At 53.6% G+C, this 23,844-nt stretch carries 20 protein-coding genes and 3 pseudogenes; 5 read left to right on the forward strand and 18 right to left on the reverse strand.

The window, feature by feature from the left end; all coding sequences use genetic code 11:
* The first annotated feature begins 13 nt into the window (after positions 1 to 13).
* A complete protein-coding gene (locus AC0L6A_RS06980) occupies positions 14 to 511 on the forward strand; it encodes a DUF4405 domain-containing protein (RefSeq protein ID WP_473293089.1) in 498 nt (165 codons plus the stop codon).
* Positions 512 to 597: 86 nt separating this feature from the next.
* Here the strand turns inward: AC0L6A_RS06980 and AC0L6A_RS06985 are convergent, their stop codons facing one another.
* Positions 598 to 1,911 carry an ATPase gene (locus AC0L6A_RS06985; RefSeq protein ID WP_473293090.1) on the reverse strand — a complete coding sequence of 438 codons (1,314 nt, stop codon included), beginning with the start codon at positions 1,909 to 1,911 and terminating at the stop codon, positions 598 to 600.
* Positions 1,912 to 2,028: 117 nt separating this feature from the next.
* Here AC0L6A_RS06985 and AC0L6A_RS06990 point away from each other — a divergent pair, with 117 nt between their 5' ends.
* Positions 2,029 to 3,729, forward strand: coding sequence for a hypothetical protein (locus AC0L6A_RS06990; protein ID WP_473293091.1), 1,701 nt, complete (start codon positions 2,029 to 2,031; stop codon positions 3,727 to 3,729).
* 66 nt (positions 3,730 to 3,795) lie between these two features.
* On the opposite strand, the gene AC0L6A_RS06995 is transcribed toward AC0L6A_RS06990, so the two are convergent.
* The 11 genes and pseudogenes from AC0L6A_RS06995 to AC0L6A_RS07045 all read right to left on the reverse strand — a co-directional run bounded on the left by AC0L6A_RS06995 (position 3,796) and on the right by AC0L6A_RS07045 (position 14,602).
* Positions 3,796 to 4,296 (reverse strand): A24 family peptidase, encoded by a 501-nt coding sequence (locus AC0L6A_RS06995; protein WP_473293093.1) that lies wholly within the window; start codon positions 4,294 to 4,296, stop codon positions 3,796 to 3,798.
* 5 nt (positions 4,297 to 4,301) lie between these two features.
* Positions 4,302 to 5,168 carry a tetratricopeptide repeat protein gene (locus AC0L6A_RS07000; RefSeq protein ID WP_473293094.1) on the reverse strand — a complete coding sequence of 289 codons (867 nt, stop codon included), beginning with the start codon at positions 5,166 to 5,168 and terminating at the stop codon, positions 4,302 to 4,304.
* Between the two features lie 30 nt (positions 5,169 to 5,198).
* On the reverse strand, positions 5,199 to 5,813 hold the full coding sequence (locus AC0L6A_RS07005) for a tetratricopeptide repeat protein (RefSeq protein WP_473293095.1): 615 nt from the start codon (positions 5,811 to 5,813) through the stop codon (positions 5,199 to 5,201).
* A 34-nt stretch (positions 5,814 to 5,847) separates the two neighbouring features.
* Positions 5,848 to 6,822 carry a type II secretion system F family protein gene (locus AC0L6A_RS07010; protein ID WP_473293097.1) on the reverse strand — a complete coding sequence of 325 codons (975 nt, stop codon included), beginning with the start codon at positions 6,820 to 6,822 and terminating at the stop codon, positions 5,848 to 5,850.
* Positions 6,823 to 6,834: 12 nt separating this feature from the next.
* Positions 6,835 to 7,804, reverse strand: a pseudogene (locus AC0L6A_RS07015) (type II secretion system F family protein).
* A gap of 2 nt (positions 7,805 to 7,806) precedes the next feature.
* Positions 7,807 to 9,277: pseudogene (locus AC0L6A_RS07020) on the reverse strand (CpaF family protein).
* Between the two features lie 16 nt (positions 9,278 to 9,293).
* Positions 9,294 to 10,539 (reverse strand): annotated as a pseudogene (locus tag AC0L6A_RS07025) (CpaE/TadZ family protein).
* Positions 10,540 to 10,952: 413 nt separating this feature from the next.
* Positions 10,953 to 11,615 (reverse strand): OmpA family protein, encoded by a 663-nt coding sequence (locus AC0L6A_RS07030; protein ID WP_473293099.1) that lies wholly within the window; start codon positions 11,613 to 11,615, stop codon positions 10,953 to 10,955.
* A gap of 10 nt (positions 11,616 to 11,625) precedes the next feature.
* Positions 11,626 to 13,041 (reverse strand): type II and III secretion system protein family protein, encoded by a 1,416-nt coding sequence (locus tag AC0L6A_RS07035; RefSeq protein WP_473293100.1) that lies wholly within the window; start codon positions 13,039 to 13,041, stop codon positions 11,626 to 11,628.
* A 233-nt stretch (positions 13,042 to 13,274) separates the two neighbouring features.
* The gene (cpaB, locus tag AC0L6A_RS07040; RefSeq protein WP_473293101.1) at positions 13,275 to 14,111 is read right to left on the reverse strand and encodes a Flp pilus assembly protein CpaB; all 837 of its coding nucleotides are present in this window, start codon (positions 14,109 to 14,111) and stop codon (positions 13,275 to 13,277) included.
* A 305-nt stretch (positions 14,112 to 14,416) separates the two neighbouring features.
* On the reverse strand, positions 14,417 to 14,602 hold the full coding sequence (locus AC0L6A_RS07045; protein WP_473293102.1) for a Flp family type IVb pilin: 186 nt from the start codon (positions 14,600 to 14,602) through the stop codon (positions 14,417 to 14,419).
* 330 nt (positions 14,603 to 14,932) lie between these two features.
* On the opposite strand from AC0L6A_RS07045, the gene AC0L6A_RS07050 reads away from it, so the two are divergent.
* Positions 14,933 to 15,772, forward strand: a complete 840-nt coding sequence (locus AC0L6A_RS07050; protein ID WP_473293104.1) for a lytic transglycosylase domain-containing protein — start codon at positions 14,933 to 14,935, stop codon at positions 15,770 to 15,772.
* Positions 15,765 to 17,210, forward strand: coding sequence for a UbiA family prenyltransferase (locus AC0L6A_RS07055; RefSeq protein WP_473293105.1), 1,446 nt, complete (start codon positions 15,765 to 15,767; stop codon positions 17,208 to 17,210). Before AC0L6A_RS07050 ends, AC0L6A_RS07055 begins: the two co-directional genes overlap by 8 nt.
* Positions 17,211 to 17,295: 85 nt before the next feature.
* On the opposite strand, the gene AC0L6A_RS07060 is transcribed toward AC0L6A_RS07055, so the two are convergent.
* The 6 genes from AC0L6A_RS07060 to AC0L6A_RS07085 form a co-directional block, all read right to left on the reverse strand.
* Positions 17,296 to 18,042 carry an SDR family oxidoreductase gene (locus AC0L6A_RS07060; protein WP_473293106.1) on the reverse strand — a complete coding sequence of 249 codons (747 nt, stop codon included), beginning with the start codon at positions 18,040 to 18,042 and terminating at the stop codon, positions 17,296 to 17,298.
* A 5-nt stretch (positions 18,043 to 18,047) separates the two neighbouring features.
* Positions 18,048 to 19,361 (reverse strand): FAD-binding oxidoreductase, encoded by a 1,314-nt coding sequence (locus tag AC0L6A_RS07065; protein WP_473293108.1) that lies wholly within the window; start codon positions 19,359 to 19,361, stop codon positions 18,048 to 18,050.
* A complete protein-coding gene (locus AC0L6A_RS07070; protein WP_473293109.1) occupies positions 19,345 to 20,277 on the reverse strand; it encodes a lysylphosphatidylglycerol synthase transmembrane domain-containing protein in 933 nt (310 codons plus the stop codon). The genes AC0L6A_RS07065 and AC0L6A_RS07070 overlap by 17 nt, the downstream gene beginning before the upstream one ends.
* Positions 20,278 to 20,495: 218 nt before the next feature.
* Entirely contained in the window at positions 20,496 to 21,620 is a 1,125-nt protein-coding gene (locus AC0L6A_RS07075; protein ID WP_473293111.1) for a PQQ-dependent sugar dehydrogenase, read from the reverse strand.
* 166 nt (positions 21,621 to 21,786) lie between these two features.
* Positions 21,787 to 22,416 carry a 3-oxoacid CoA-transferase subunit B gene (locus AC0L6A_RS07080; protein ID WP_473293112.1) on the reverse strand — a complete coding sequence of 210 codons (630 nt, stop codon included), beginning with the start codon at positions 22,414 to 22,416 and terminating at the stop codon, positions 21,787 to 21,789.
* A 3-nt stretch (positions 22,417 to 22,419) separates the two neighbouring features.
* Complete coding sequence (locus AC0L6A_RS07085) at positions 22,420 to 23,115, reverse strand: CoA transferase subunit A (RefSeq protein ID WP_473293113.1); 696 nt, start codon at positions 23,113 to 23,115, stop codon at positions 22,420 to 22,422.
* A 228-nt stretch (positions 23,116 to 23,343) separates the two neighbouring features.
* Here AC0L6A_RS07085 and AC0L6A_RS07090 point away from each other — a divergent pair, with 228 nt between their 5' ends.
* Entirely contained in the window at positions 23,344 to 23,805 is a 462-nt protein-coding gene (locus tag AC0L6A_RS07090) for a hypothetical protein (RefSeq protein ID WP_473293115.1), read from the forward strand.
* Positions 23,806 to 23,844 lie beyond the last annotated feature (39 nt).

The raw sequence follows: 23,844 nt of genomic DNA on the forward strand, positions 1-23,844 counted from the left end.
AAGGAGTAATACTATGTCGACTTTGCGCAACTGGGCCACGCCATTGACGGTGGGTTCATTTCTACTGATGGCTGTAACGGGCACACTGATGTTTTTTCACCTGAACACAATGCTTGGGAAGGTGATCCACGAATGGGCTGGATGGCTGATGCTGATCGGTGTCGGGGCGCATATCGTGTTGAATTGGCGGCCGCTGACCACCTATTTCAAACGTCCGCTGGCGCAGTGGATCATGGGGTTGGGTGCGGTTTTGACGTTGGCAACACTACTTCCCATCGGAGGAGCCAGCGAGCCGCCCGTTCGCAGCATGGTAATGGCTGTGGTTCAGGCGGACGAAGCGACGTTGATGGCCTTGTCAGGGCACGACCTGCAAGAAGGCCGTGCACTTCTGTCCAAGGCCGGTGTCGATTTGCAGGCAGGGCAAAACTTGGTCGATGCAACTGCCGGAGATTTTGGACTTCAGTCCGCAGCCATGTCGGCGCTTTTCACACCGGTTGCCGATAACCACTAAGATCAGAATTTGCCGGTTACGTCCCTCACTGGCAAAAAAACCCGGGCGGGCCTATCAATAACCTCGCCCGGATTTGAGACACTTGCTTAGTGAACGATGTCTTCTTCTTTCACGAACATGTTTTCCCATGCGCGGTCGACCAGTTCTGGCGACATCTGATAGGGAATGCCCTCAAATTCACAGATCGAGATCATCTGATCGATCAAGAAGATCGGCTGATAGTTCGCGTAGACGTTATCAATCGTCGGGTACTTGTTTTTCAGCAAGTGGATCAACGCGTCTTGCGACAACGGCATTTTCCGTTTTTTCGCGACCATGGCGAAGATTTTCAAAAAGTCTTCCTGATCCGGCCCATCAATTTTGATCTTGTAGAAAATCCGGCGCAAAGCCGCCTTATCGAAGATCTTGTTGGGATGGAAGTTGGTCGAGAAAATGACCAGCGTATCGAAGGGCACTTCGAATTTTTCACCCGATTGCAGGGCCAAGATATCTTTGTTTTCTTCCAGTGGAACAATCCACCGGTTGACCAAAGCCTGCGGAGGTTCAGACTGACGTCCAAGGTCATCCACGATGAAGACGCCACCGGCGGATTTCAACTGAAGAGACGCCGTATAGGTCCGCGCTGTTGGATTGTAGACCAGATCCAGCATGTCCAGCGTAAGCTCACCACCGGTGATTACGGTCGGGCGATCGCACAGGACATAGCGACGATCATATTTCTTGGCTTTGCGGCGCAGTGATTTAGGATCCTCAAAGTCTTCCTCTGCAGAAGTATGAACAATCGGGTCATACACGGTGATAATCTGGCCCGAATACTCGATTGCCTTGGGAACGTAAATTTTGTCACCAAGGGCATCCCGGATACCGTTCGAGATTGAAGACTTACCATTACCCGGAGGGCCGTACATCAGGATCGAACGGCCAGAGCCAACTGCTGGCCCAAGCTGGTCCAGAAGGTCGTTGGGCAAAATCAGGTGGCCCATAGCGCCGGTCAACTGCTGCCGTGTCATGGTAATGTTTCGGATAGATTGCCGCTTTACCTGTTTGGCGTAGATCTCCATCGGAATGGGCATGGCGCCAAAATACTCCGACTGCGACAGGGCATCCAGTGCCCGCGCTTTGCCGGTGTCAGACAGCCGATACCCCATTTCCGTGCTTTGGGCGCCCGCTTGCATGGTCCCCATGGCTTCCACAAGCCCTAACTCCCGGCCCATATCGATCAATTCCTGGACAACACGGGCTGGCACGCAAAGCACACGTTCCAAATCCGTAATTCGCTCAAGATTGGTGCGGAACATGGTTTTCAGCAGGATATCCCGCATCATGACTGTGGTCAGCCCAAGGTCACTAGCTGTCTTCAGGCCCGGAGGCGCAATCAGGTCAGATGGTTGCACATTCATATTGTTTGCCCGATCCTTGGTTCTGTTGGGTCGTTTATATATATACTCGTTCAGCTTACAAAGTCTTGCCTGAGAATGCATTGACGCTAATTTGGCTACAAAAGAATGAGGGCAGGGATGAGCACAAATAGTGGTAAGATTTTGGCGGCCTTCATGGCCGTGTTGCTGGCTGGCTACGCCGGACTGACCCTTGCAAAGGGTGGTTTCTACATTGGTAAGCATGAAGGGGACACGCTGCACCTGCTGCAAATCCTGTTCCGGATGCAGGGAGGGGATTGGCCTCATCTTGATTTCGTAACGCCGATTGGCATCCTAGCGTTTGCGCCGATGGTCGTATTCTTGAAGGCTGGTTTCGGGGCAGGTCAAGCGATATTGGCAGGTCAATTCGCTGTTGCGATTGCACTTTTTCCCTTTGCATGGTGGGTCGCACGAAGTCGGTTCAATGGTGGTTGGGCCTATTTGTTTGCAGCAACCATCCTGATTTTGTCCGTGGCCTTGGTACATGGCGAAGCTGTGGATGCGATTTCAATCTCGATGCACTACAACCGCTGGGCATGGGCGGCGGCTTTCATGGCTGTGTCAGTCGCGATGTTGCCCCCGCTTGATGGGCGCTCTTCCCCAATGGCGGATGGTGTTACGGTTGGTGTCATGATGGTCATCATGGCGTTGATCAAAGTGACTTATTTCGCCGCATTTTTCATTCCAGTGTTGATTGGATTACTCGCGCGTAGGGCAGGGCGCACTGTGCTTTGGGCGTTTGTCGGAGGGATTGTTGCCGCTGTTTTGGCCACTGTGGCGGTTGGAACACCAATATATTGGTTGGCGTATTTGCAGGACCTGTTGAATGTTGCGGGATCAAATGTGCGCCCACATCCCGGTCATGATTTCACCTATGTGGTAAGCGCGCCGGCCTACCTTGGTGGATCCTTGATCATTCTTGCTGCCGTGGTCTTGATGCGGCAAGCGGACCGTAAACCCGAGGGCTTAATGCTTCTGCTTTTAGCGCCGGCATTTTTCTACGTCACCTATCAGAATTTTGGCAACGATCCTCAATGGCTATGGCTTTTAGGGCTTTTGCTTTTTGCGCGCCTTCCACAGGCAGGGCGACGCAACGGGTTCGGTTGGGATCTCAGACAGTCCGTGACCGTTTGTGCTATCGCCGCATTCGCTTTGGCGACCCCCAGTTTTATGAATTTGACAGCGAGTCCTGTTCGCCACTTTGCGACAGATGTTGAGGAATATGTTCCGGTGCTGCCGAACTCCGGATCGCATGAAGATATTCTGACAACAACTCCTCGCGCTTATCAGATGGATTTTCGTGTTGCTATCGATGACAAGGACAAGCTTTTCGCGCGGTTTGCCGAGCAAGTTGATCGCGCCAGTGTTGAGGTCACGTTCAAAGGTGAGGATCTGACCTATTGCACGTTGGATGTAGGGATTGTGGGCTGGTTCGAGGCCATGGCCAATGACATTTCCAATTGGGATGGTGGAGAAGGTGCTGCGATCTTCACTGCAGATTTGCTTTCAAGCTATTGGCTGTATGCCGATCTGTCCCCCCTGAAACGCGGTGCGCCTTGGTATTATGGTGAGTTGTCTGGGATTGAGAATGCAGATTATCTTTTGGTGCCGCGTTGTCCGCTTTCAGCCCCGACACGCAAAGCGATTCTCGATGAGATTTCAGCGCAGAGCTGGGTGGGCCGGGTGACTGAGGTGCGTCGTACTGATCAATACACCCTCTATGCTCTTCCCGGTGAAAAAGGTGAGCCGGTGGAACCCAAGACTGCGACCGAAGAGCAGGAAACTTCAGACGCCAGCTGACCCTGACTATAGAAAGCAAAAAGCCCGCAATTTTTTGCGGGCTTTTTAGTTTGAGCGCTGGGGCGTTTATGCCCCGTATATGACCCCTAAAACCAGATATGTAAGGAAAGTCATGCAGATGCTAAGCCCCATTGGGTAATCACGTCTTGACCAACTTTCCCAATCTGGTGTGCGTGCGCGGATTGATTTAATTCGTCGAAGAAGCCTGTGCGCAACAAAGCCGATAACAATCATCAACGCAAAGATCGTAAGCACTAGAAATGTATCCGACAATGCAATGAAGGGTGCGACGGCAGCGGCAAATTTTGCATCTCCTGCACCCAGCATACCAGCAATGTTCAGAAGGAAACCTGCGGTCAAAATGATCGCAAAATGCGACCAGCGCCAAAGATACTCATTCGTTTCCAATGCGAAGAAGCCAAGTACAGCAAACCCAATCAACAAGGCCACAACAGCCTTGTTGGGAATTTTCATTCGGGACAAATCAGAATGGATCACCCAAACGGAAATCGGAATAGCGAGCGGTAGAAACAGCAGTGCTGCCCATTGTGTTAGGGTAATCTGCATGTGCCTTATCCGTTAGAGACGTTGCTTTCCAGAGCCTCAAGCGCGCGCGAAGCGGCTTCGAAATGCTGTGGATGTGTGTCGATTGCCTCTTGCAGCAAGCCTTTTCCGGTCGTCACGTCGCCCTGTTTGATTGCGGACAGAGCCATTGTGTGAAGAAGCTGTGCACGTTCGATCTGGGTCATCTTGATGACAGGAAGATCATATTTCCGCTGCGCGCCACGTGCCAAAACAAGGTTGTTTTTCGTGGTGAAACGCGTGGAGTCATACCCAAGCGATTGGCTGAACAAATCCTCTGCGCCTTTGTAATCGGCGCGGGTTAGTTTGGAGTAACCCCAGTTGTTCAGCACAGTTGCCGGATTTGTGGTCAGGCCAACGGCAGTCTCATAGAAGCTGTCAGCTTTCTTCCAGTCTTCCTTGCTGTCAGCGATCATGGCCTCCAACCGATAGCGGCGGAATGTTTCATGTGTCGGTGGAACCTTGTCCAGTTCGACCTTCGCCTGATCCCAATCACCTGCGCGGATCAAAGCGTCGGCAAGAGAAACGCGATCTGCGTTGGTCGCACCCGGAAGGGACACAACTTTCTTCCAGACACCAACCGCTTCAGCCGGTCGTTTGGCACGGACCAAGGATTGGCCAAGTCCGCGTTGTAGATCGATCCGGTCAGGATGAGATTTAACCGCGCCTTGGAAATAGGCGGCGGCTTCGTCAGCGTCCCCGACGGTCAGCATAATGTCGTTCAGATTACTTTCGTCGATGACGTTCAAGTCAGCCAAGGCACGTTCGACGTCTTCGCCTTCGTCCTTGGGTTTCTGGCAGGCCGATACGGCCAAGGCGCTGCTTACGCACAACGCAAGAAGAATGGATTGGCGCATTTTTGCGTCCTCTACTGCTCGTCTTTTCGTCTAGATTTCGGACAGAAGCAGATAGTCACCTGAGCCCCTGCGAACCAGCGAAAATGTATCATTATTGGTTGGATCATAGTCAGGGTTGTCTAAATTTGCGAGCGCTAGGCGCAAATTCTCTCGAATTTCGGCAGATTGGCCACGATCCAGTCCAAATGCGATGCGGAAAACCCGGGCGGCTTCACCGACTTGGCCCGTTTCCATCAGCACAACGCCCAGATTGTTCCAGGCAGGTGCGAAGTTTACATCGAGTTGAGTAGCCTTGCGCAGCAGTTTTTCGGCTTGTCCCAAACGGCCAAGCTGAAGGTTGGCAGAGCCGATCGCTGACATCACATCGACAGTGATGCCATGTTCTGCAGCCGCACGTGTGTAGGCCTTCAGTGCCAGCTCGTGCTCACCAGCGGCGGTAAGCCTGTGTCCGACGGTCAAGCCATCGACAGACCCGTCTATCGCATCGAGTGTTCCCGGCGCATAGGGACTTCCGTCGAGGTTTTCGAACCCAGAATTGGCTTTCTTGCAGGCGGATAAACCGAGAAGTGATGCAAGTATCACGACAGCGCCGACACGACCGAAGCCCACGCGCTGTTGCTTATACAGGGGGAGGGCAGAGGTCATAGGCTGAGATGCTCCTGTTGAAATCAGGCGAGTACTAGAAGCGAATATTGTTGAGTGTCACATAAACCTCGTAAACAGAGGGGCCGATAAGAATGATCAACAAAGGGGGAACGGTCAGCATCATTGTGGCCAGTGTCATTTTCGTAGGCAACTGGTTTGCTTTTTCTTCTGCGCGCATAACACGTTTGTCTCGCATCTCGCCGGCATAGACGCGCAGCGCTTCCGCAATAGAAGTACCAAAGGTCGCGGATTGAATCATCACGGTTACAAAGCTGGCTACGTCTGGGACGCCCGAGCGCTCAGACATATCGCGCAGAACCTGAACGCGGTCCTTACCTGCCTTCATCTCGTTTGAAACGATGGTGAACTCATCCGCAAGGGCGGGAAAGGACGGGCGAATTTCTTTTGAGACCCGCAAGATAGCCTGATCCAGAGATTGACCCGCTTCCACACAGACCAACATCATATCCAATGCGTCGGGAAATCCATTGATGATTTCCTCTTTCCGCTCCTCCATACGCCGTGTGACCCAGTATTTCGGGAACATGTAGCCAACCGCACCGGGAAGCAATATCCAAAGAATACGGCCTTGTGCTGAAAGCTCTTGCCCGTTGGCAGTTTTCAGGAAGGTGATGAATATACCAAAAATAAGCAGCGTGATGCCAAGCGCAAACTGCGAAAAGTGGTAGGTTTGAACGGCATTTTTGCCGGGATAGCCTGCTTGAAGCAGCTTAAGCTGAGTGGCGGAGTATTCCGCAGCGTCTTGGGGCTCAAGAAAGGCTGAATATTTTTCTAGCTTGTTCGAGCCCTGAGCGACGCGCAAGTCCGCCTTTTTCGTTTTCTTAGCATTGCCTTCTCGTAGTGCTTTCACCTTGTCCAGCGGATCAATTTGCTTTCGCAGAACAAAAGGTAAAGTGATGACTACAAGCACGATGCCCGCGCCACCCAAGGCGAGAATTGGCCCTGCAGGGCCCAGCAGTTCGGTCAGAAGGTCGATAATGGCTTGCATGGTTTTTCAGACCTAGACTTTGATGTTCACGAGCGCACGCATGATGAAAACATTGGCGACAAGAAAGCCTGCAACAATCAGACAGGCTGGGATGAAGAATTGTGTTTCACGGACGTCGTCGTAGTAATTGGGCTGGATCAAGTTGATCATCACCAATGCGATCAGTGGAAATCCAGACAAGAAATTGCCTGACCATTTTGCCTCGGCAGTGATGGCGCGAACACGGCGGAACAGGCGAAAGCGCGACCGGATCACCTTAGCCAATCCGTCCAGAATCTCGGCAAGGTTACCACCGGAGGTCTGCTGAATCGTCACGGCCACTGCCAAAAACCGCATGTCTTGATTGTCCATTCTTTCAGCCATGCTGGACAGTGCTTCGCCCACGTCGCGCCCATATGAGCTTTCGTCAGCAATCAGGCCCATTTCAGTTCCCAAGGGGTCGGGAACTTCTTTCGCGACGATTTGAACAGCAGAGTTAAACGGGTGACCAACGCGCAACGACCGGACCATCAATTCAACCGCGTCAGGAAGCTGTTCCTCGATCATCGACATGCGCTTCTTAGCTTTGTTGTTGACCCAAACGAACACGCCTCCAATACCCATCACGATGGACGCGCCAATTCGAACGGGCAGGCCAGCACTCGTCGCGACGCTTAGCCCGAAATAGGAAAAGATAGACAGGGCGACCATGATCAGCACCAGCTGGCCTGGCGTGAAGGCGATCGCTGCTTTCTGGGCTTTGGTCGCCAGAAGAGAATAGAAGGGAATGCCTTGGGCGCGGACGTGTTGGCCCATTTCCTTGCGGAGCTTTTCCAGAACCTCTTCGCGTGCAGCACCCTTTTCCAGCATATCCAGGCGTCGGTTGACGCGGCTGTTCAAGCTAATGGATTTGCCGAAAAGCGTAAGATAAGATCCCTTCCACCAAAAGCAGAACGGCGATGAAGATCAAACCGTAGATAATTGGTTCGGCTGAGATCGTCATGTTTAGTCGCTCCAGGGCTCATAGATGGATGCGGGCAGGTCATAACCCCACTGACGGAAACGCTCAGCATAGTGAGAACGCACACCTGTCGCGTTGAAACGCCCGATGATTTTGCCATCAGGGGCCAGTCCCAATCGCTCGTAGCGGAACACCTCTTGCATCGAGATGACTTCGCCCTCCATACCTGTGATCTCGGTGATCGAAACCATGCGGCGCGACCCGTCTTGTAGACGGCTGGCCTGCACCAACAGGTTCACAGCCGAGGCAACTTGGCTACGAACGGCCTTAAGCGGCATTTCGATGCCAGCCATAGCAACCATGTTTTCAAGTCGTGATACAGCATCGCGCGCCGAGTTGGCGTGGATTGTGGTCATTGATCCGTCGTGGCCAGTGTTCATGGCTTGAAGCATGTCGATGACTTCTTCACCACGCGTCTCACCCACGATGATCCGGTCTGGACGCATACGAAGGGCGTTTTTCAGACAATCACGCTGGCTGACAGCACCCTTGCCTTCGACGTTTGCCGGGCGGCTTTCCATCCGACCAACATGGGTCTGCTGAAGCTGAAGTTCCGCAGTATCCTCGATCGTCAGAATGCGCTCGCTGTCATCAATAAAAGACGACAGAGCGTTCAAAGTGGTCGTTTTACCAGAGCCAGTACCGCCAGACACGATGACGTTCAGGCGGGTGGCAACAGCTGCTTGTAGGAAGGCTGCCATCTCCTCAGAGAACGCGCCGAAATTAACAAGCTCATCAATGCCCAGCTTGTCTTTCTTAAATTTCCGGATCGACACCAGAGGATCCATCCACCGCAATCGGCGGAACCATCGCGTTAAAGCGCGATCCATCGGCCAATCGGGCATCGACGTGCGGGTTTTGTTCATCCACACGGCGACCAACGGCCGAAACGATCTTATCGATGATGCGCAGCAGGTGACGTTCGTCCTTGAAGGACACATCGGTCAATTGAAGCTTACCGTCCCGTTCAACAAAGACCTGTTGAGGTCCGTTGACCAGAATATCGTTGACTGTCTCATCCTGCAAAAGCGGTTCCAGCGGACCAAGACCTTTGACTTCGTCATAGAGCTCTTGGTTCAACATCAGGCGTTCATCACGGGTCAGAACAACATCACGAGTGGTCAGGAACTCTGATGAAATATCAGTGATTTCCGAGCGAAGGTCTTTTTCAGTCGCGGATTCAAGTGCGCTAAGGTTCAAGTTGTCCAGAAGCTCTTTGTGCAACTCTGTCTTGATCTCAGACAGACGTTCCTTGCGCTTGCGTTCCTTGTCGGATGTTACAGGAGCTGCAGGTGCAGGCTGTGGCGCTGGCGCTTTGGCTTGAACCTTCGGCTTCGTGTCCTTTTTTGGAGGGGCAGAGATTATGCCGTCTTCAATCCGTCCAGTATCCACAGCTGACAGCTGTGGAGTCGCTTTGCCTTGTGGCGTGGCTGGCTTTTTGTAACGTGAGAACATGTTGCCTCCGGAATCGTTATTGCGCTGCGACGTCAGCCTGGTTCAAATCGTGTACTGATTTGGCAAGCTTTTGAAGTTCTTTACGCAGAACATTTTTAGGTGCGGAGCTGGCCAAAGGTGCGCCGTGATCCCCAGCTTCCGAGACTTGTTTGCCCCCATCGGGAAGCATCAGTTCGATCGAGATATCCAGGCTTTCGGCCAGGCGTTTCACGCGAGATTTCCCTGAGAGAATCCGTAAACTTCGGAGCACGGTTCAAAACGTAACGCAGTTTTTCGACAGGAAGCTCTTCAGCTTTCAAAGCCTTGATCATGCGAAGAGTGTTCTGAGCCGAGCGCAAGTCGAGTTCCAGAGTTACGAAATAGACATGAGCTGCTTGAAGAACAGTTTCAGTCCACTGCACCAATGTGTTGGGCATGTCTATGATAACATAGTCAAAATTGGTTCGCGCCATCTCGACGATCCGCTCAACGTCTTCGGATGTTACCATATCCAATGGCAGCATATCGGGCGGAGCCGTCAGCACATGAAGATTATCGTCATAGGGCAACAATGCCTGCATGAAGATTTCTTGATCCATCATTTCAGTATCTGAAAGCAGCTCGTAGACCACGTCGCGGCGTTGAAGGTCGAGGTATGTCGCAGTCGACCCGAACTGAAGCCCGAAATCCAACAGGCAAACACGCGGTGGCGTTTTGCCCTTCATTTGAGTGAGCTCCCAAGCCAGATTGACGGCGAGAGTGGTCGCCCCGGTTCCGCCAGCCATTGGCTGAACAGCAAATATGACGGCTTCGTGGTTCCCAGTGTTCTTTGTCGCAGTTCGTTCTGGTGCTTGGTTAGCGACCGGAGCGATTTCTTTCTCACGCATACGCTTTATTGCGTCATGCAGCGCGCCATCGGGAAGCGGGTAGGGGACAAACTCCTCTGCACCCAGCTTAAGAAGCTGGTGCAAAGCGATCGGGCTGACCTCTTCGGCAATGACAATCACTTTGATGTCACGCTCAAGTGCGGCTTTGATCACTGTCGCAATGGTGCTTAGATCTGCTTCGTCCTGATCATCCAAAGCCATAGCAATGAATTCAAGATCCTTGGCATCAGGTTGCTCAAAAAATGCAACCGCATCTTCGATCGGCAGGTCACCCCAGGCTTCACCTAGTTCGGCTTCCATATCCTCGATCAGAAGGTCAAAATTCTGGACATCCCGCGAGACTGTGCACGCGGTAATCGGTTCCGGGTCATTTTGCAGCGCTGCGCGACCACTCATTTCCTCGTTCCTTTCGTATCCGGGTTTGCCACACTTGTTCGTAAGGCGTCCGGGTCTCTCGTTAATTGCGAATCGCAAACACACACAAAAAAAATTGGCTTCCTGCCAGAGTGAACCCTTGCAGGTAATCTGGGCAATAATACGGCCATAAAGGCCAAATTGTTCGAACTTTAAGAACGATAGACCCTGTTTATTTGGTCTGTCCCGTCATCGAGAACGAACTAAATTACACATACAGACGCCATTCTCACCTCAATCCAACATACTATATCACTGATAAAAAAAGAAATAAACTGAATGTGTGGGTAATGGTCTGTAGAGTTAACACTGTGGTTTCCTGACCAAACCCGTGCTTCATAACAGAAAGGGGCGCAACAGTGTTGCGCCCCATTTCAATCCGATAGATTTGTGGATTACTCCACTGTGCCTGTTCCGCCGTTCGAGATTATTGGGCGCGGGACCGCGCTCGCGATGTATTCCCGGTTGATAATCTCGGCGTACTTACCATTCAGAAGTGTAGCTTTGCGATTGTTGGCAAAGCCAGAGACCTCGGTAACTGTACGACGATTGCGCAGGTCACGTTGATCGGTCTTGATCAGTGGGCGGCTTTCGCCGTAGCTCACGACAGCCTCAAGTCGGCTGCGACTAATGCCTTGTGAAACAAGATAGCTCACAGCAGCGCGTGCACGGCGCATTCCAAGACGTTTGTTGTATCCCGACGAACCCACAAGATCCGTGTGACCATAAACGCGGAAGCGAATTTCCGGGAACTGCAGGATCCAAGTGGCTTGCCTGCTCAGAATTGTCCGTGCCTCGGGGCTAAGCTCAGCGCTGTTGAACGCAAAGTTCACCGTATCAGGGACTTCGCGGCTAAAGCGTTCGCCAAGAGCCTGAACAACGTCGATTTCACCAGTTTGTACGCCAATGTTGTGCGCAGTTGGGGCTCCGAAGCCGCCTTCGTCCAAGCTGCCACCAGCTTCATTGGTCCAGAAGTGAAGCGCCTGTTTATTATCCGCACAGCCCGCAAGAAGGGCAATGATCGATGTGGCAGCGAGAAGAGGTTTGATCCGTTTCATGTCGCGATCCTTATTCCATCACGTAGCCATAAGAGCCCGAAAAGTCCTGCTTTGCCACTTCTGCAGCGGCGCCGGCTTTCGGTGCAGCGGGTGCAGCCGTTTTACCAAACAGGAACAAGTCTTTTTCGGACGGCGGGCGAATGCGGTCGGTCGGAATGGCCAGGAATTCGCCGCGGGTGGGCGTAACCAAGTGGGCCGACACGATAATCACAAGCTCCGACTGACGGCGCTCATATTCGGTTGAGCGGAAGAGGGCGCCAAGTACTGGCAGATCGCCAAGCCATGGAACCGCACCAACAGTGTCCTGAAAATCGTCTTCGATCAGGCCAGCGATGGCAAAGCTTTCGCCATCACGGAGTTCGACAGTGGTCGAAGTCTCGCGGCGACGGAATGAGTTCAGCACCAACCCGCCGTTCTGGTAGCTCACCGAGCTGTCCAAGCCGGATACAGCGGCCTTCATTTGCAGGTTGATGACATCGTCGGTCAGGACTGTCGGAGTGAAAGTAAGCTCAACACCGAAAGGCTTGTACTCAACCGCAATCTTACCCTCATCTTGTGCCGTCGGGATGGGGAATTCCCCACCAGCTAGGAACGAGGCTTCCTGTCCGGACAAAGCAGTTAGGTTTGGTTCTGCAAGAGTACGTACAACACCTTTGCTTTCAAGGGCTTCCAAAAGAATGCCAACTTGGAAACTTCCAGCGCCAAATCCGATTTTGAATGCGCCTTCAGCATCTGAAACTGTTGTTGTGTTTCTTGTATCAAGCAGAGAGCCACCTTGGCTGATGCCGACGCCTGTGGCGCCCTGTGGGCTTGTGCCAAGGTTCCCACCAGAAAAGGCGAGCGAGCTTGATAGAGCTTTACGAACCGAGCGACCCATTTCAGCGAAGCGAACTTTCAGCATAACTTGCTGTGTCCCGCCGACGCTCATCATATTTGACACGCGTTCGGGTGCATATCGTTGAGCAAGATCCAACGCCAGCGTCATCCGATCAGGAGAGCTAACGACGCCAGACAGAACGATTCCGTCATTTGCTGTACGCACCTCAATCCCTTCACCAGGAAGGATTTGGCGCAGGCGCTCTTTGAATTCGCTGATGTCAGGCGTGACGTGCACTTCAACATTGCTCATCAGCGAACCATCTGCACCTAGAAGGGTCAGCGTAGTACGGCCTGGTGTCTTTCCCAGCACATAAATCGTGCGGTCAGACAATGTCGAGATGTCTGCAATACCCGGATTTGCAATGGAAAGTTCTGCGAATGGATTTTCGCTCTCAACCACGACTGCGCGGTTCATCGGAACCTTCAACGCCCGCGATGGACCAGTGTCCGTCACACGTAGGGTTTCAGCCACACCAGTTACAGGTGTGGTACCAACTCCCATGGTCAAACCCAATAGGGCTGCCTTGATAAAACGATCGATTTTCATGTGATCCTGCCTCTCTGATCACTTTTCTTTCGGGATTCCCGGTTAAACCCGGATTATCCCCTTTGCTCGTTGGTCAAGCCGCCCTCTTTTCGGGGCATACTTCACCTATTGGTCGCAAGATTGCGCAGGTTCTGCGCAAAATGCAACATTCAATAACCTTAAGGCCGGGTGTTATGTGTGCCTAGCGCAACACTTATTCTGAATACGCTCGGCGCATCACAGCAAGTCTTGCCTTATTCTGGGCAGGGAATGGGTGTCACGATGATTTCTGCCCCGCGGCGAGTGCGCACTGAACAGCTCTCTTTCACAGGCGCGTTGACTTCACCGATGATTTCACCCTGACCAACTTCAATCGCGTCGGTCGTGGAGTCGTCGCGCGCGCCAACAAGGGAAAGCGTCAACCGTCCGCTGCTTTGCGCCTGCGCCAAGGCGGCCACCTGACGAGGAGTGACTTCGACAGTTACTGTTCGTGCAACATTTGGACCGGTGCGGTCATTGTCTGCGGTTTGGTCAACCGCAATCAGCGGGACATTGGCTTGGATAAGCTTGGTCACCGCCTCGGCTTCACCAACATCATTGCGACCGCGGCCCGTCCAATAGACGTCTACTTTATCGCCAGGACGAAGGAAGCCAGAAACACCCGAGCTGACGTCGACGCGAATGGCGAAGGCGCGCATGCCTTGTGCCAGTCGCGATGAAACACCTGCATCTGCGCCGGGTTTCGAAACCTTGATGGCCATCAGGGCCTCGTCCTTTTCCATGGCGCGGATCACAGTTCGGAACTTACGCTCACCATCCGGGAAAACGTCTTCTAATTTACGGTATGTACCTTCAGGGATCGCATTTTCGGGCCATTTCACCGCACGAATATCTTTTTCGGTGAGCTGCTCGCCGTAACGAACCGATTTGTTAACAACAAAAACGTCCACTGTGGGCACAATCGCGCTGCGTGCGGCCCGTTCAGCTGCCAGTTGCGCCTGATAACCACCGATGAAATCGCGTGCCATGTAAACGGCGAAGCCTGCCAGACCAATGCCGATCACCAAGACCAGTCCGAAAATCAAGCGCATCAGAATCCCTCTCACTTATAAAGCTTTCCGTGCGTTTTGATGTGCTGCTTAAGATTTGTACAGTTGAGCGCTACGCAGGATTTTCATGATTTACACGGGATTTGTTTCCCATATCCAGCCTTATTTTCCGAGCAAAGCTGAATTTATCATTTCATTGTCATGTGCGGCAAACTCTGCGGGCAGGTTTTACGCGCTCACTTTGGGGGTTTAAGACGTTCTTAAGGGCAAATATTTGACGTACGTCCCAAATCAAGAAGGCCGCACTTTTGTGCGGCCTTCCATAATTCCAATCTCGTAAAAGAGATTTACTGGACGCTCATGCTGGCCAGGCTAGCAGAAATCTTGTTTGCCAGACCTTCGGTTCCGCCGCGGACCGACAGCATAACAGCCAGACCCAGGCCAACGATGGCTGCGGTCAGTACAACCCAGTCAACAGTTACAGCGCCGTCTTCGTCGGCTTTAAAAGTTTTGAACATTTCGAACAGTTTCATTTTGATATCCTTTACTAGGGCGTTCAGTACTTGGTTGGCGCTTTGCAAGATCATTCCTGCTGTTACGCGTTTGATGGGTACAATAAGCCTTTTGATTGGGGCAAGAATTGGGCGGGTTTAGTACGATTTCTCGCTTTGCATGTGTTTTTTTTGTAAAATTTGTTAACGTATTGTTAATGTTTATAAAAAATCGTTCTGGGCTGTTGTATTTTGGCTAATTCAGTATTTGCTTACCTAGCGTAATAGGCAATTTTACAGGAAAAACTAGCGATTTTTTCCCCAATCTGCGAGAAGTGAATCAGTTTTAGAGGCAAAGCAGAGAACCGCACAATGCGGCGATTCATACAAATTGGAGCATTCTGGGCGTGTGTCTCAGTGAGTTCTGCCTTTGGGCAGGAAACGCCACCTCCATATCCGGAGTTCACTTTCAAACGTGTGGGAGTGCCTCAGGCTGGAACAAGCAACCGATTGAATGTCCAGATCGACCCCGCAGCGCAGGCCGCTGCGCTCGCCGTTCCTGAAAAACCTGCGGCAGAGCCGGAACAAGAGGGCGATTTCGCGTTACCTGCACCAACGCCTTGGGATTGGTTCTGGAAAGAAGTGTCTCCAAAGCTTGAAGACACAGGTCCATTGAATATCCAAAAAGCTATCAAAGCAATTACCGAACGCGATGGTCTGCCGCAACCAAGACTGCAGCATTTGCAGGATATCGCACGTGTACATGGCACAGATATATTAAGCGTAACTGTTGGAACGCCGGTGTCGCCGGCACTTGTTCTCGCGCTGATCTCTGTGGAAAGCGCGGGTAATGGGCAGGCCTTGTCGGAAGCCGGCGCTCAGGGTCTGATGCAGCTTATTCCAGCAACAGCAGAACGGTTCGGCGTCACAGACAGCACGGACCCGTCACAAAACATCCGTGGAGGGGTGGCCTATCTGGAATGGTTGATCAAGCACTTCCAAGGCGACCCGATATTTGCTTTAGCGGGCTACAACGCAGGTGAAAATGCGGTTGGAGAACATGGTGGCATTCCACCTTATCCGGAAACCCGCGCGTACGTCCCTAAAGTATTGGCGGCTTGGCACGTTGCACGTGGTTTGTGCCTGACACCGCCCGAGCTATTAACAGATGGATGTGTATTTACTGTTATGGGATCCCCGTCGAATGGGTGAAAAACCACTAAGCAAACCTTTGGTTTTGGATGTCGATGGAACGTTTTTGCGTACCGACATACTATTCGAGTGTTTCTGGGCCAGTTTGGGAAAGGACCCAATCCGTGCACTCAAGACCAGTTTTCTGAATCTAAACAACCCCGCCAAGCTTAAGGCAGAGCTGGCTGAGATTGCGCAATTGCGCTCCGACTTGCTTCCTGTCGAACCTGAGGTGGTGGAAATCGCCCGTCAGGCTCAATCTGAAGGGCGTGAAGTTATCCTTGCCTCCGCATCACACCGTCCTTTGGTCGAGAAACTGGCGCAGGACCATAATCTGTCACCTCGGGTCTTCGCCTCGGACGGCGAAACGAACCTTAAAGGATCGCGCAAAGCGGCAGCATTGGTGGAAGAGTTCGGTGAGGCGGCGTTTGATTATGCGGGGAATGCACCGATTGATCGGGCTGTCTGGGAAAAAGCCGACAGCGCCATCGTCGTGGGGGATGATGCATCCGCCCGTCAGATCGAGGCGCGTGGGCAAGCGTTGACCCCCGTGCAAGGTGGCTGGAGCGTTCGTGACGTTCTGCGCAGCTTCCGTCCGCATCAATGGGTTAAGAACATCCTGCTTTTGCTTCCAATGATCGCGGCACATGCTTTTGATGGGGCGACGCTGGTCGCCGCAGTACTCGGAATTATTGCGTTCTCGGCCGCGGCATCTTCGATTTATCTGGTGAATGACTTGCTCGACCTTGAAGCAGATCGCCTACACGTCAAAAAGAAAAACCGCCCCTTCGCGTCTGGTGCGGTTCCAATTCAGATTGGCATGGTCAGTTTTGTTGGCTTGTCAGCCATCGCCCTTGGGGTGGCCGCCGCGTTGTCCTGGACGTTCCTTGGTGTGGTTGCTTTTTATATGGTATTGTCGCTGGCCTATTCGCTGAAACTCAAGCGCATGCGTTGGATTGATATCGCCGTGCTTGCATCCCTTTATACCTTGCGGGTCGTGGCTGGTGCTGCTGCAACCGAGATTCATGTGTCGGGATATCTGCTGGTGTTTATCTTCCCCGTATTCTTTGCACTTGGGTGCGTGAAGCGGTTGACCGAACTGACATTGGCAACGTCTGATGAACGTTTGCCGGGCAGGGGGTATGGTCGCCCGGATCGGCCGGACCTTCTGAATGTCGCCGCCTTAGGGGTCGTGGCAGCACTGGTTGCCTTTTTCCTGTATTCCTTCACCGATCAAGCCATTGGGCTTTATAAAACCCGTTGGTTGATCTGGGTGGCGGAAATCCCGCTGGCTTGGTGGATGATCCGCATGGTGTCGCTGGGATGGCATGGCAAGCAGGACTATGACCCAATCGTTTTTGCCATGAAGGACAAGCGTGGCATCGGGCTGATCCTGATGACGCTTGCCATTATGTTCTATGCTGCAGGGCTATGGCAGACATGGTTTAGCGCGCTCTAAAGCGACTTTAGGCAAGCCTAAGATAGAAAGCAGCCTTAGCCCGCGTTCGTTGGCCCATGCGTGGTGGGCCAACGAACGGCTTCAATCAGATCGACATCTTTTTGAAGATGAACTCTGGAACGTTCCGGATGATCAGCATGATGTAGCGCCAAAAGAACGGCGTGTAGATCACGTTCTTCTGCTTCTCCACCGCGTTCAAAATATCCTGCGAGACTTTCTGAGGCGACGCCACAAGAAACATCCCCTCAATTCCCCAGGTCATTGCCGTATCAACAAAGCCCGGTTTGACTGTCACCACATGCCCACCCGAGCGGGTCAGGCGGTTACGCAGACCTGACAAATACGTGGCAAAGCCCGCTTTCGCCGAGCCGTAGACATAGTTGCCGATACGACCGCGGTCGCCTGCAACCGAGCCGACGCCGACAACCGTGCCTGCGCCGCGCTCTTCCATGATAGGGGCGAGCATCGACAAGAAGGTTGCGGGGCCAGTGTGGCTGTCTTTCACAACGCCCTCAATCAGATCGGGGTTGGCGTCGATATCTTCCTGAGGAGGCATGGAGCCCACAAAGACTGCGGCGTTGATGACGCCTTCCATCTTTTCGGCCTTCGCGATGATCGGTTTGAATGTGGCGCTGTCACGCGCATCGAATTTCATCGCAACAGCTTCGACACCGCGCACGGTTAGGTCTGTGGCTGTCCGTTTCAGGTCGTCCATATCGCGACCTGCTAGGATGACGCTTGCACCTTGGTCTGCCACGGCTTGTGCAAAGGCGCGTGCCATGGCCGATGTGGCACCCAGAATGATCCAGCATTGGTTTTGTTCTGTTGTCATATCTCTTACCCCGCCTCGCGAAGGTTCAGGCGCCGCACCATGTCGGTTTCAAGCGCGTGATCCGGATCAGCCTTGTTCACGGCCTTCACCCAGTCTGCATGTTCGGAATACATCGCCTTGACGGCGGGGCCAGTGGCCAAGGCATCTTTAGCCAAATAAAGCCGCCCGCCCGCGTCAACGGTCATGTCCTCAAGCATTGCAATCAAATCCGGCGCGGCGTCACGCGCGGGGAAGTCGACGGCAAGCGTGTAGCCCTCCATCGGGAAGCTCATGTGCCCTGCACGGCCTGCGCCCATGCGTTTGAGCACAGCCAAAGGCGAGGCAAGACCCGCGCTTGCGATCTCTTTCAACATCTCTTTCAGTGCATCCGCCTGATCCAGTGGCACCACGTTCTGGAACTGATAGAAGCCGCGTTTGCCATAGAGCCGGTTCCAGTCGTGGATCTTGTCCAGAGGGAAGAAGAAATCGTCGATACGTTTGACCGACGAGCGGCCAGAGGTGGGCACGCGACGATAGTAGGCGTTGTTAAACGTGCGCACGATCGGACCAGACAGCGCAAAATTGGGGGCGTTCAAGGGAACCGATTTCGACGGCTTGGCTTTGGGCAACAAGCCAGCGGCCAGCTCGGCTTCCTCGACAATACCGCGTCCAAGGTTTGCACCCGTCGCGGTGGCATCAATCCAGCCTACACAATAGGTGGCTTTGCTCCCGTCGAGATGCGCGAGGTGCTCATCCCAATCCGCTGCGCGACGTTCGGTGACCATCATCACATCGCCGGGGCAGGGTTTGAGCTGCAGCTTCGCCTCGGCAATCACGCCGGTCTGGCCGATACCGCCCATGGTGGCGCGGAACAGTCCCGCGTTGCGATCCGGCGTTGCCACCGTACGCTTTTCGCCATTCAGCAGGGTTACGGACAGGACATGCTGGCCAAAGCTGCCTTCGTTGTGATGGTTCTTGCCATGCACATCTTGCGCGATGCAGCCACCAATCGTGGCAAACCCAGTGCCGGGCATAACGGCAGGCAGCCAGCCTTGAGGCGCGAAGATTTTGGCCAACTCGCCGATGGTGATCCCGGGCTCGACCGTAACGATGCCTGTTTTCGCGTCAAAATCGATGATGCGGTTCATCCGCGTCATGTCGATGGCGCGACCACCGTCATTCAACGAAGCATCCCCATAGGACCGGCAATTGCCAATCGCAGGGCAGGGCGCGTCGGCCACAATGGCCTTCAGGCTTCGGGCGCGTTCTGGTCGGGCAAGCTCTCCGCTTGCAGTTAGAACCCGGCCCCAGCCGGCATAATCGCTAGTTTTCCAAACCATGTGTATGTCTCAGTGATTTACGTTCGGCCACGGGGAAGATCAGAAGACCAAGCCCGATTGCGAACCAAAGGGTTGTTATGCGGATGATGGCGGTGGCAGGCAGGCTAACCTCAAGCGGGACGCCTTCCAGTGCCAACAGGGCGACCATGGCAGCTTCGGCCCCGCCGACGCCTCCGGGCGCACCTGTCAGGCCACCGGCAAGTGTTGAAAAGACGAAGATGGCGACGGCTTTGGCAAAACCAATATCCGCGCCCATCCACATCAAAAGAAGGTGGAAGGCATAGCCTTCTGCGATCCAGCCGATCACGCCGACGATGGCCGCGATGGCCATCAATGTGGGCGATGTGAAAGCGGACAGCGAATGTGCAGCACGACGGACCTTGGCCCACAGGCGCGCAAAACGCCCGGTAACGCGGTGCCCCATTGTGGCGAACCACGCCAGAAGGCGCGGGCGTGTGGCAGCAAAGGCCGCGATCAAGGCAAGGATGGTGACAGGCAGGCCGCCCGCGATCCCAGTGGTGGAAAAGGCCAAAGCCAACCCAAGGATCAAAGCCATTGCCGTCAAATCTGATGCGCGGTCAACCAAGACCAGTGGGGCTGTACGTTCGAAGCTCCAGCCGGTTTCACGGCGCAGCCAGCGCATGCGCACAAGCTCGCCCACACGACCGGGGGTCACGGACATTGCAAAGCCGCCCAGAAAATGGCGTAGGTTCTGGAACAAACCGGTTGTCAGGCCAAGTTTGCGGGCAAAGATGTGCCAGCGAAGGCCGCGGAAGACATAGTTCACAAGGCTAAGGGCCAGCAGAGCCGCAAACTGCATCCAGCTAAGTTTCATCAGCTGTTCACGGGTTTCTTCCCAACCGGTTGCCGCTGCAAGCCCGATAAGCCCCGCCAGCACCAGCGCAAACAAACCCAACAAAATAAGAGTATCCCGCAGCCTCTTGTTCGAAGGCCGGTCCACGGATTGTTTCCCCGTGGTTGACGATATGGGATCGGTGCTGCTCATTGTCATTGCCCGGCTTATGGCTGGGGATTGAGGCGAGAATAAGAAAGCTCGGCAGCAATAGCGAGAGAAAAGAGGGGAGAAACCACCAGCTTTTCCCATCAACGGATAAGTCGAAAATTGCTTTCCGGTTATGGCGCGGTCAGCTTCAACAAGCGCCCACTATCACGGTCTTCCAAAACCCACAGGTTTCCATCCGGCCCTTGTTCCACTTCGCGAACCCGCTTGCCCCAGCGATAACGCTCGGCCTCGGCCGCGGTGTTCCCGGAAAGATCGACCCGGATCAGGGCACGGCTGACAAGGCCGCCAATGAAGGCATTACCGGTCCATTCTGGAAACTGCATGCCGGAATAGATGACCAGACCAGATGGTGCGATGCTGGGCACCCAGAATGCTTTGGGCGCTTCGAATTCTGGACGAGTGGGGTGGTCAGGAATTTCGCTTCCATTGTAGTTGTCGCCATTCGACACCACCGGCCAGCCATAGTTCAATCCGGGCGTGATCAGGTTCAGCTCGTCCCCATGAAGTGGCCCCATCTCATGCGCCCAAAGACGACCATCCGCATCAAACGCGATCCCAAGTAAATTGCGGTGCCCCGTGGTCCAGAAGCTTTTGGCCAACTCGCCTTTTTCCTGAAACGGATTGTCGGGCGGGACCGTCCCGTCGTCGTTCAGACGAATGATTTTGCCAAGCGCCATATCCCAACGTTGTGCAGGGGTTTGTTCTTGCCGGTCACCTGACGTGATGAACAGTTTCTCATTAGGGCCAAAGGCGATCCTGTGTGAAAAGTGACCTTTCCCTTCTAGTGCAGGTTCCTGTTGCCAGATCAGTTTCACACTGGACAGGCTTGGAGGGTTTGAAGGCTCGAGCACCCCTTGCAGTACAATCGCGCGGCGGGTGCCGTCTGTGTCGCCTTTTGCCACCATGGACACGTAGACAAGCCGATTGTCCGAGAAATTCGGGTGCAAAATGACGTCACCCAAACCGCCTTGTCCGCCAACAAGCGCATCTGGAAGACCGAGAACCAGCTCCTTTTTTCCGTCGGTGCCAACCAGCCAAAGCTTGCCGAGCTTTGTGGTGACCAGCAGGTGGTCACTATCCACGAAGGTCATCGCCCACGGGCTGTCAAATTCAGCAATCGACGTTGCCTCAAACGAGCTGCCTTTGGTGCCTTTGATGGTGAACGCGTTTGCCATGCTCAGCGAAGCAACCAAAGCCGTGATGGCAAGGAAAAGCGCGGAGGTGAGTAGTTTCATGGTGCCCTCGATCCGGGTGAGAGAAGCGACAATTGACCCAGATAGTAGAGCATCAATGCTAGGCTGCATCAAATATACAGACCAAACAATCTTGTGATTGTGGGGACATGCGCCCAAAGAAAAAGGCCCCGTCGCCGGGGCCTTTCTACGAATATCCGCAAAGAAATCAGTTGATGATTGTCGCCTCTGTCGCGGCGCGCAGTTCATCTTCGGTCACGCCATCTGCGGTCTCGACGATCTTCAGACCACCTTCGACCACATCCAGAACACCCAGATTGGTAATGATGCGATCAACAACTGACTTACCGGTCAGGGGCAGGGTGCACTCTTTCAGCACTTTGCTGTCGCCATGCTTGTTGGTGTGATCCATCACAACCACCACGCGGCCAACACCGGCCACAAGATCCATCGCGCCGCCCATGCCTTTGACAAGCTTGCCGGGGATCATCCAGTTGGCAAGGTCACCTTTTTCGTCAACCTCCATCGCGCCCAGAATGGCCATGGCAATCTTGCCGCCACGGATCATCCCGAAGCTCATCGAGCTGTCGAAATAGGCGGTTTGCGGCAGTTCCGTAATGGTCTGCTTGCCAGCGTTGATCAGATCGGCGTCGATCTCATTTTCAGTCGGGAAGGGGCCCATGCCCAGCATGCCGTTTTCCGACTGCAGGGTTACGTTCACACCTTCGGGGATGAAGTTGGACACCAGCGTCGGGATACCGATGCCAAGGTTCACATACCAACCGTCTTGCAGTTCCTGTGCCGCGCGGGCGGCCATTTGGTTTCTATCCCAAGCCATGTCTTAAGCCTCCCGGATGGTGCGTTGTTCGATGCGCTTCTCGTGCTCACCTTGGATCAGGCGGTGCACGTAAATGCCAGGCAGATGGATCGAGTCCGGGTCAAGCGAGCCGGTTGGTACAATCTCTTCCACCTCGACCACGCAGGTCTTGCCGCACATGGCAGCTGGCGGGTTGAAGTTGCGCGCCGTCTTGCGGAACACAAGGTTACCCGTCTCGTCTGCTTTCCAAGCTTTCACGATCGAAAGGTCTGCAAAGATGCCTTCTTCAAGGATGTAATCTTCGCCATTGAAGTTCTTCACCTCTTTGCCCTCGGCAATCACGGTGCCCACGCCGGTCTTGGTGTAAAACCCGGGGATGCCGTGACCGGCAGCGCGCATGCGCTCGGCCAAGGTGCCTTGGGGATTGAACTCCAGTTCCAGCTCGCCCGAAAGGTACTGGCGCATGAATTCAGCGTTTTCGCCAACATAGGACGACATCATTTTCTTGATCTGCTTTGTGTCCAGCAATTTGCCAAGCCCGAAGCCGTCAACGCCGCAGTTGTTCGACGCGATCGTGATGTCATTGACGCCGCTTTCGACCAGCGCGTCGATCAGCAGTTCTGGAATGCCGCACAGACCAAAGCCGCCAGCAGCAATCAGCATGCCGTCGGTCAAAAGCCCATCAAGGGCCTCCGCAGCGCTGCCATATACCTTGTTCATGAAAATGCCCTCTCGTCAGTTTCGCGCCTGTTCTGGCGCGCGGGCGGTGCTGAGTCAACGAAACTGGCGTGATTTAAGGCGTGAAGGTATTTCTACGTAGGACAAATTGAACTGGCATGTGCGTATAACTTTGGATGGTTTTCTTTCGAACCATCGTAAGTCCAATATCAAAGTTACGGTTTGCCTGATCATTCTTACATTGTGATCCAATCCATACGGAGTAAGCAGATGAAACCTATGAAAACACTTGCTGTGACTGCAGTTGTAGCCGCCTTGGCGGCCCCCGTTTTTGCGCAAACCACCAAAGAAGCCCTGATTCAAGAATTGACAGAACAGGGGTATACAGAGATCAAAATTCGCAAAACCCTGTTCGGCAACTACAAGATCGAAGCAGAAGGCCCCTTGGGCGAGCGTAAGCTGGTTCTGGGAAAAGACGGGACCGTGTTGCGGGATCGTTTTGAGAAAGATGACGAAGATGATCGTGATGACGATGACGAAGATGATCGTGATGACGATGACGACGACGACGATCGTAAAGATCGCGACGATGATGATGACGATGATGATCGTGAAGATCGTGAAGATCGCGACGATGACGATGACGATGATGATCGCGACGATGATGACGACGATGATGACAAGGACGATGACGACGACGATGATGACAAAGACGATGACAAAGACGATTGATCGTTCCCACTAAAGCGTCCTGAAACTCAATCGGAGCCC

It is taken from the genome of Aliiroseovarius sp. D2-2 (genome assembly GCF_055809455.1).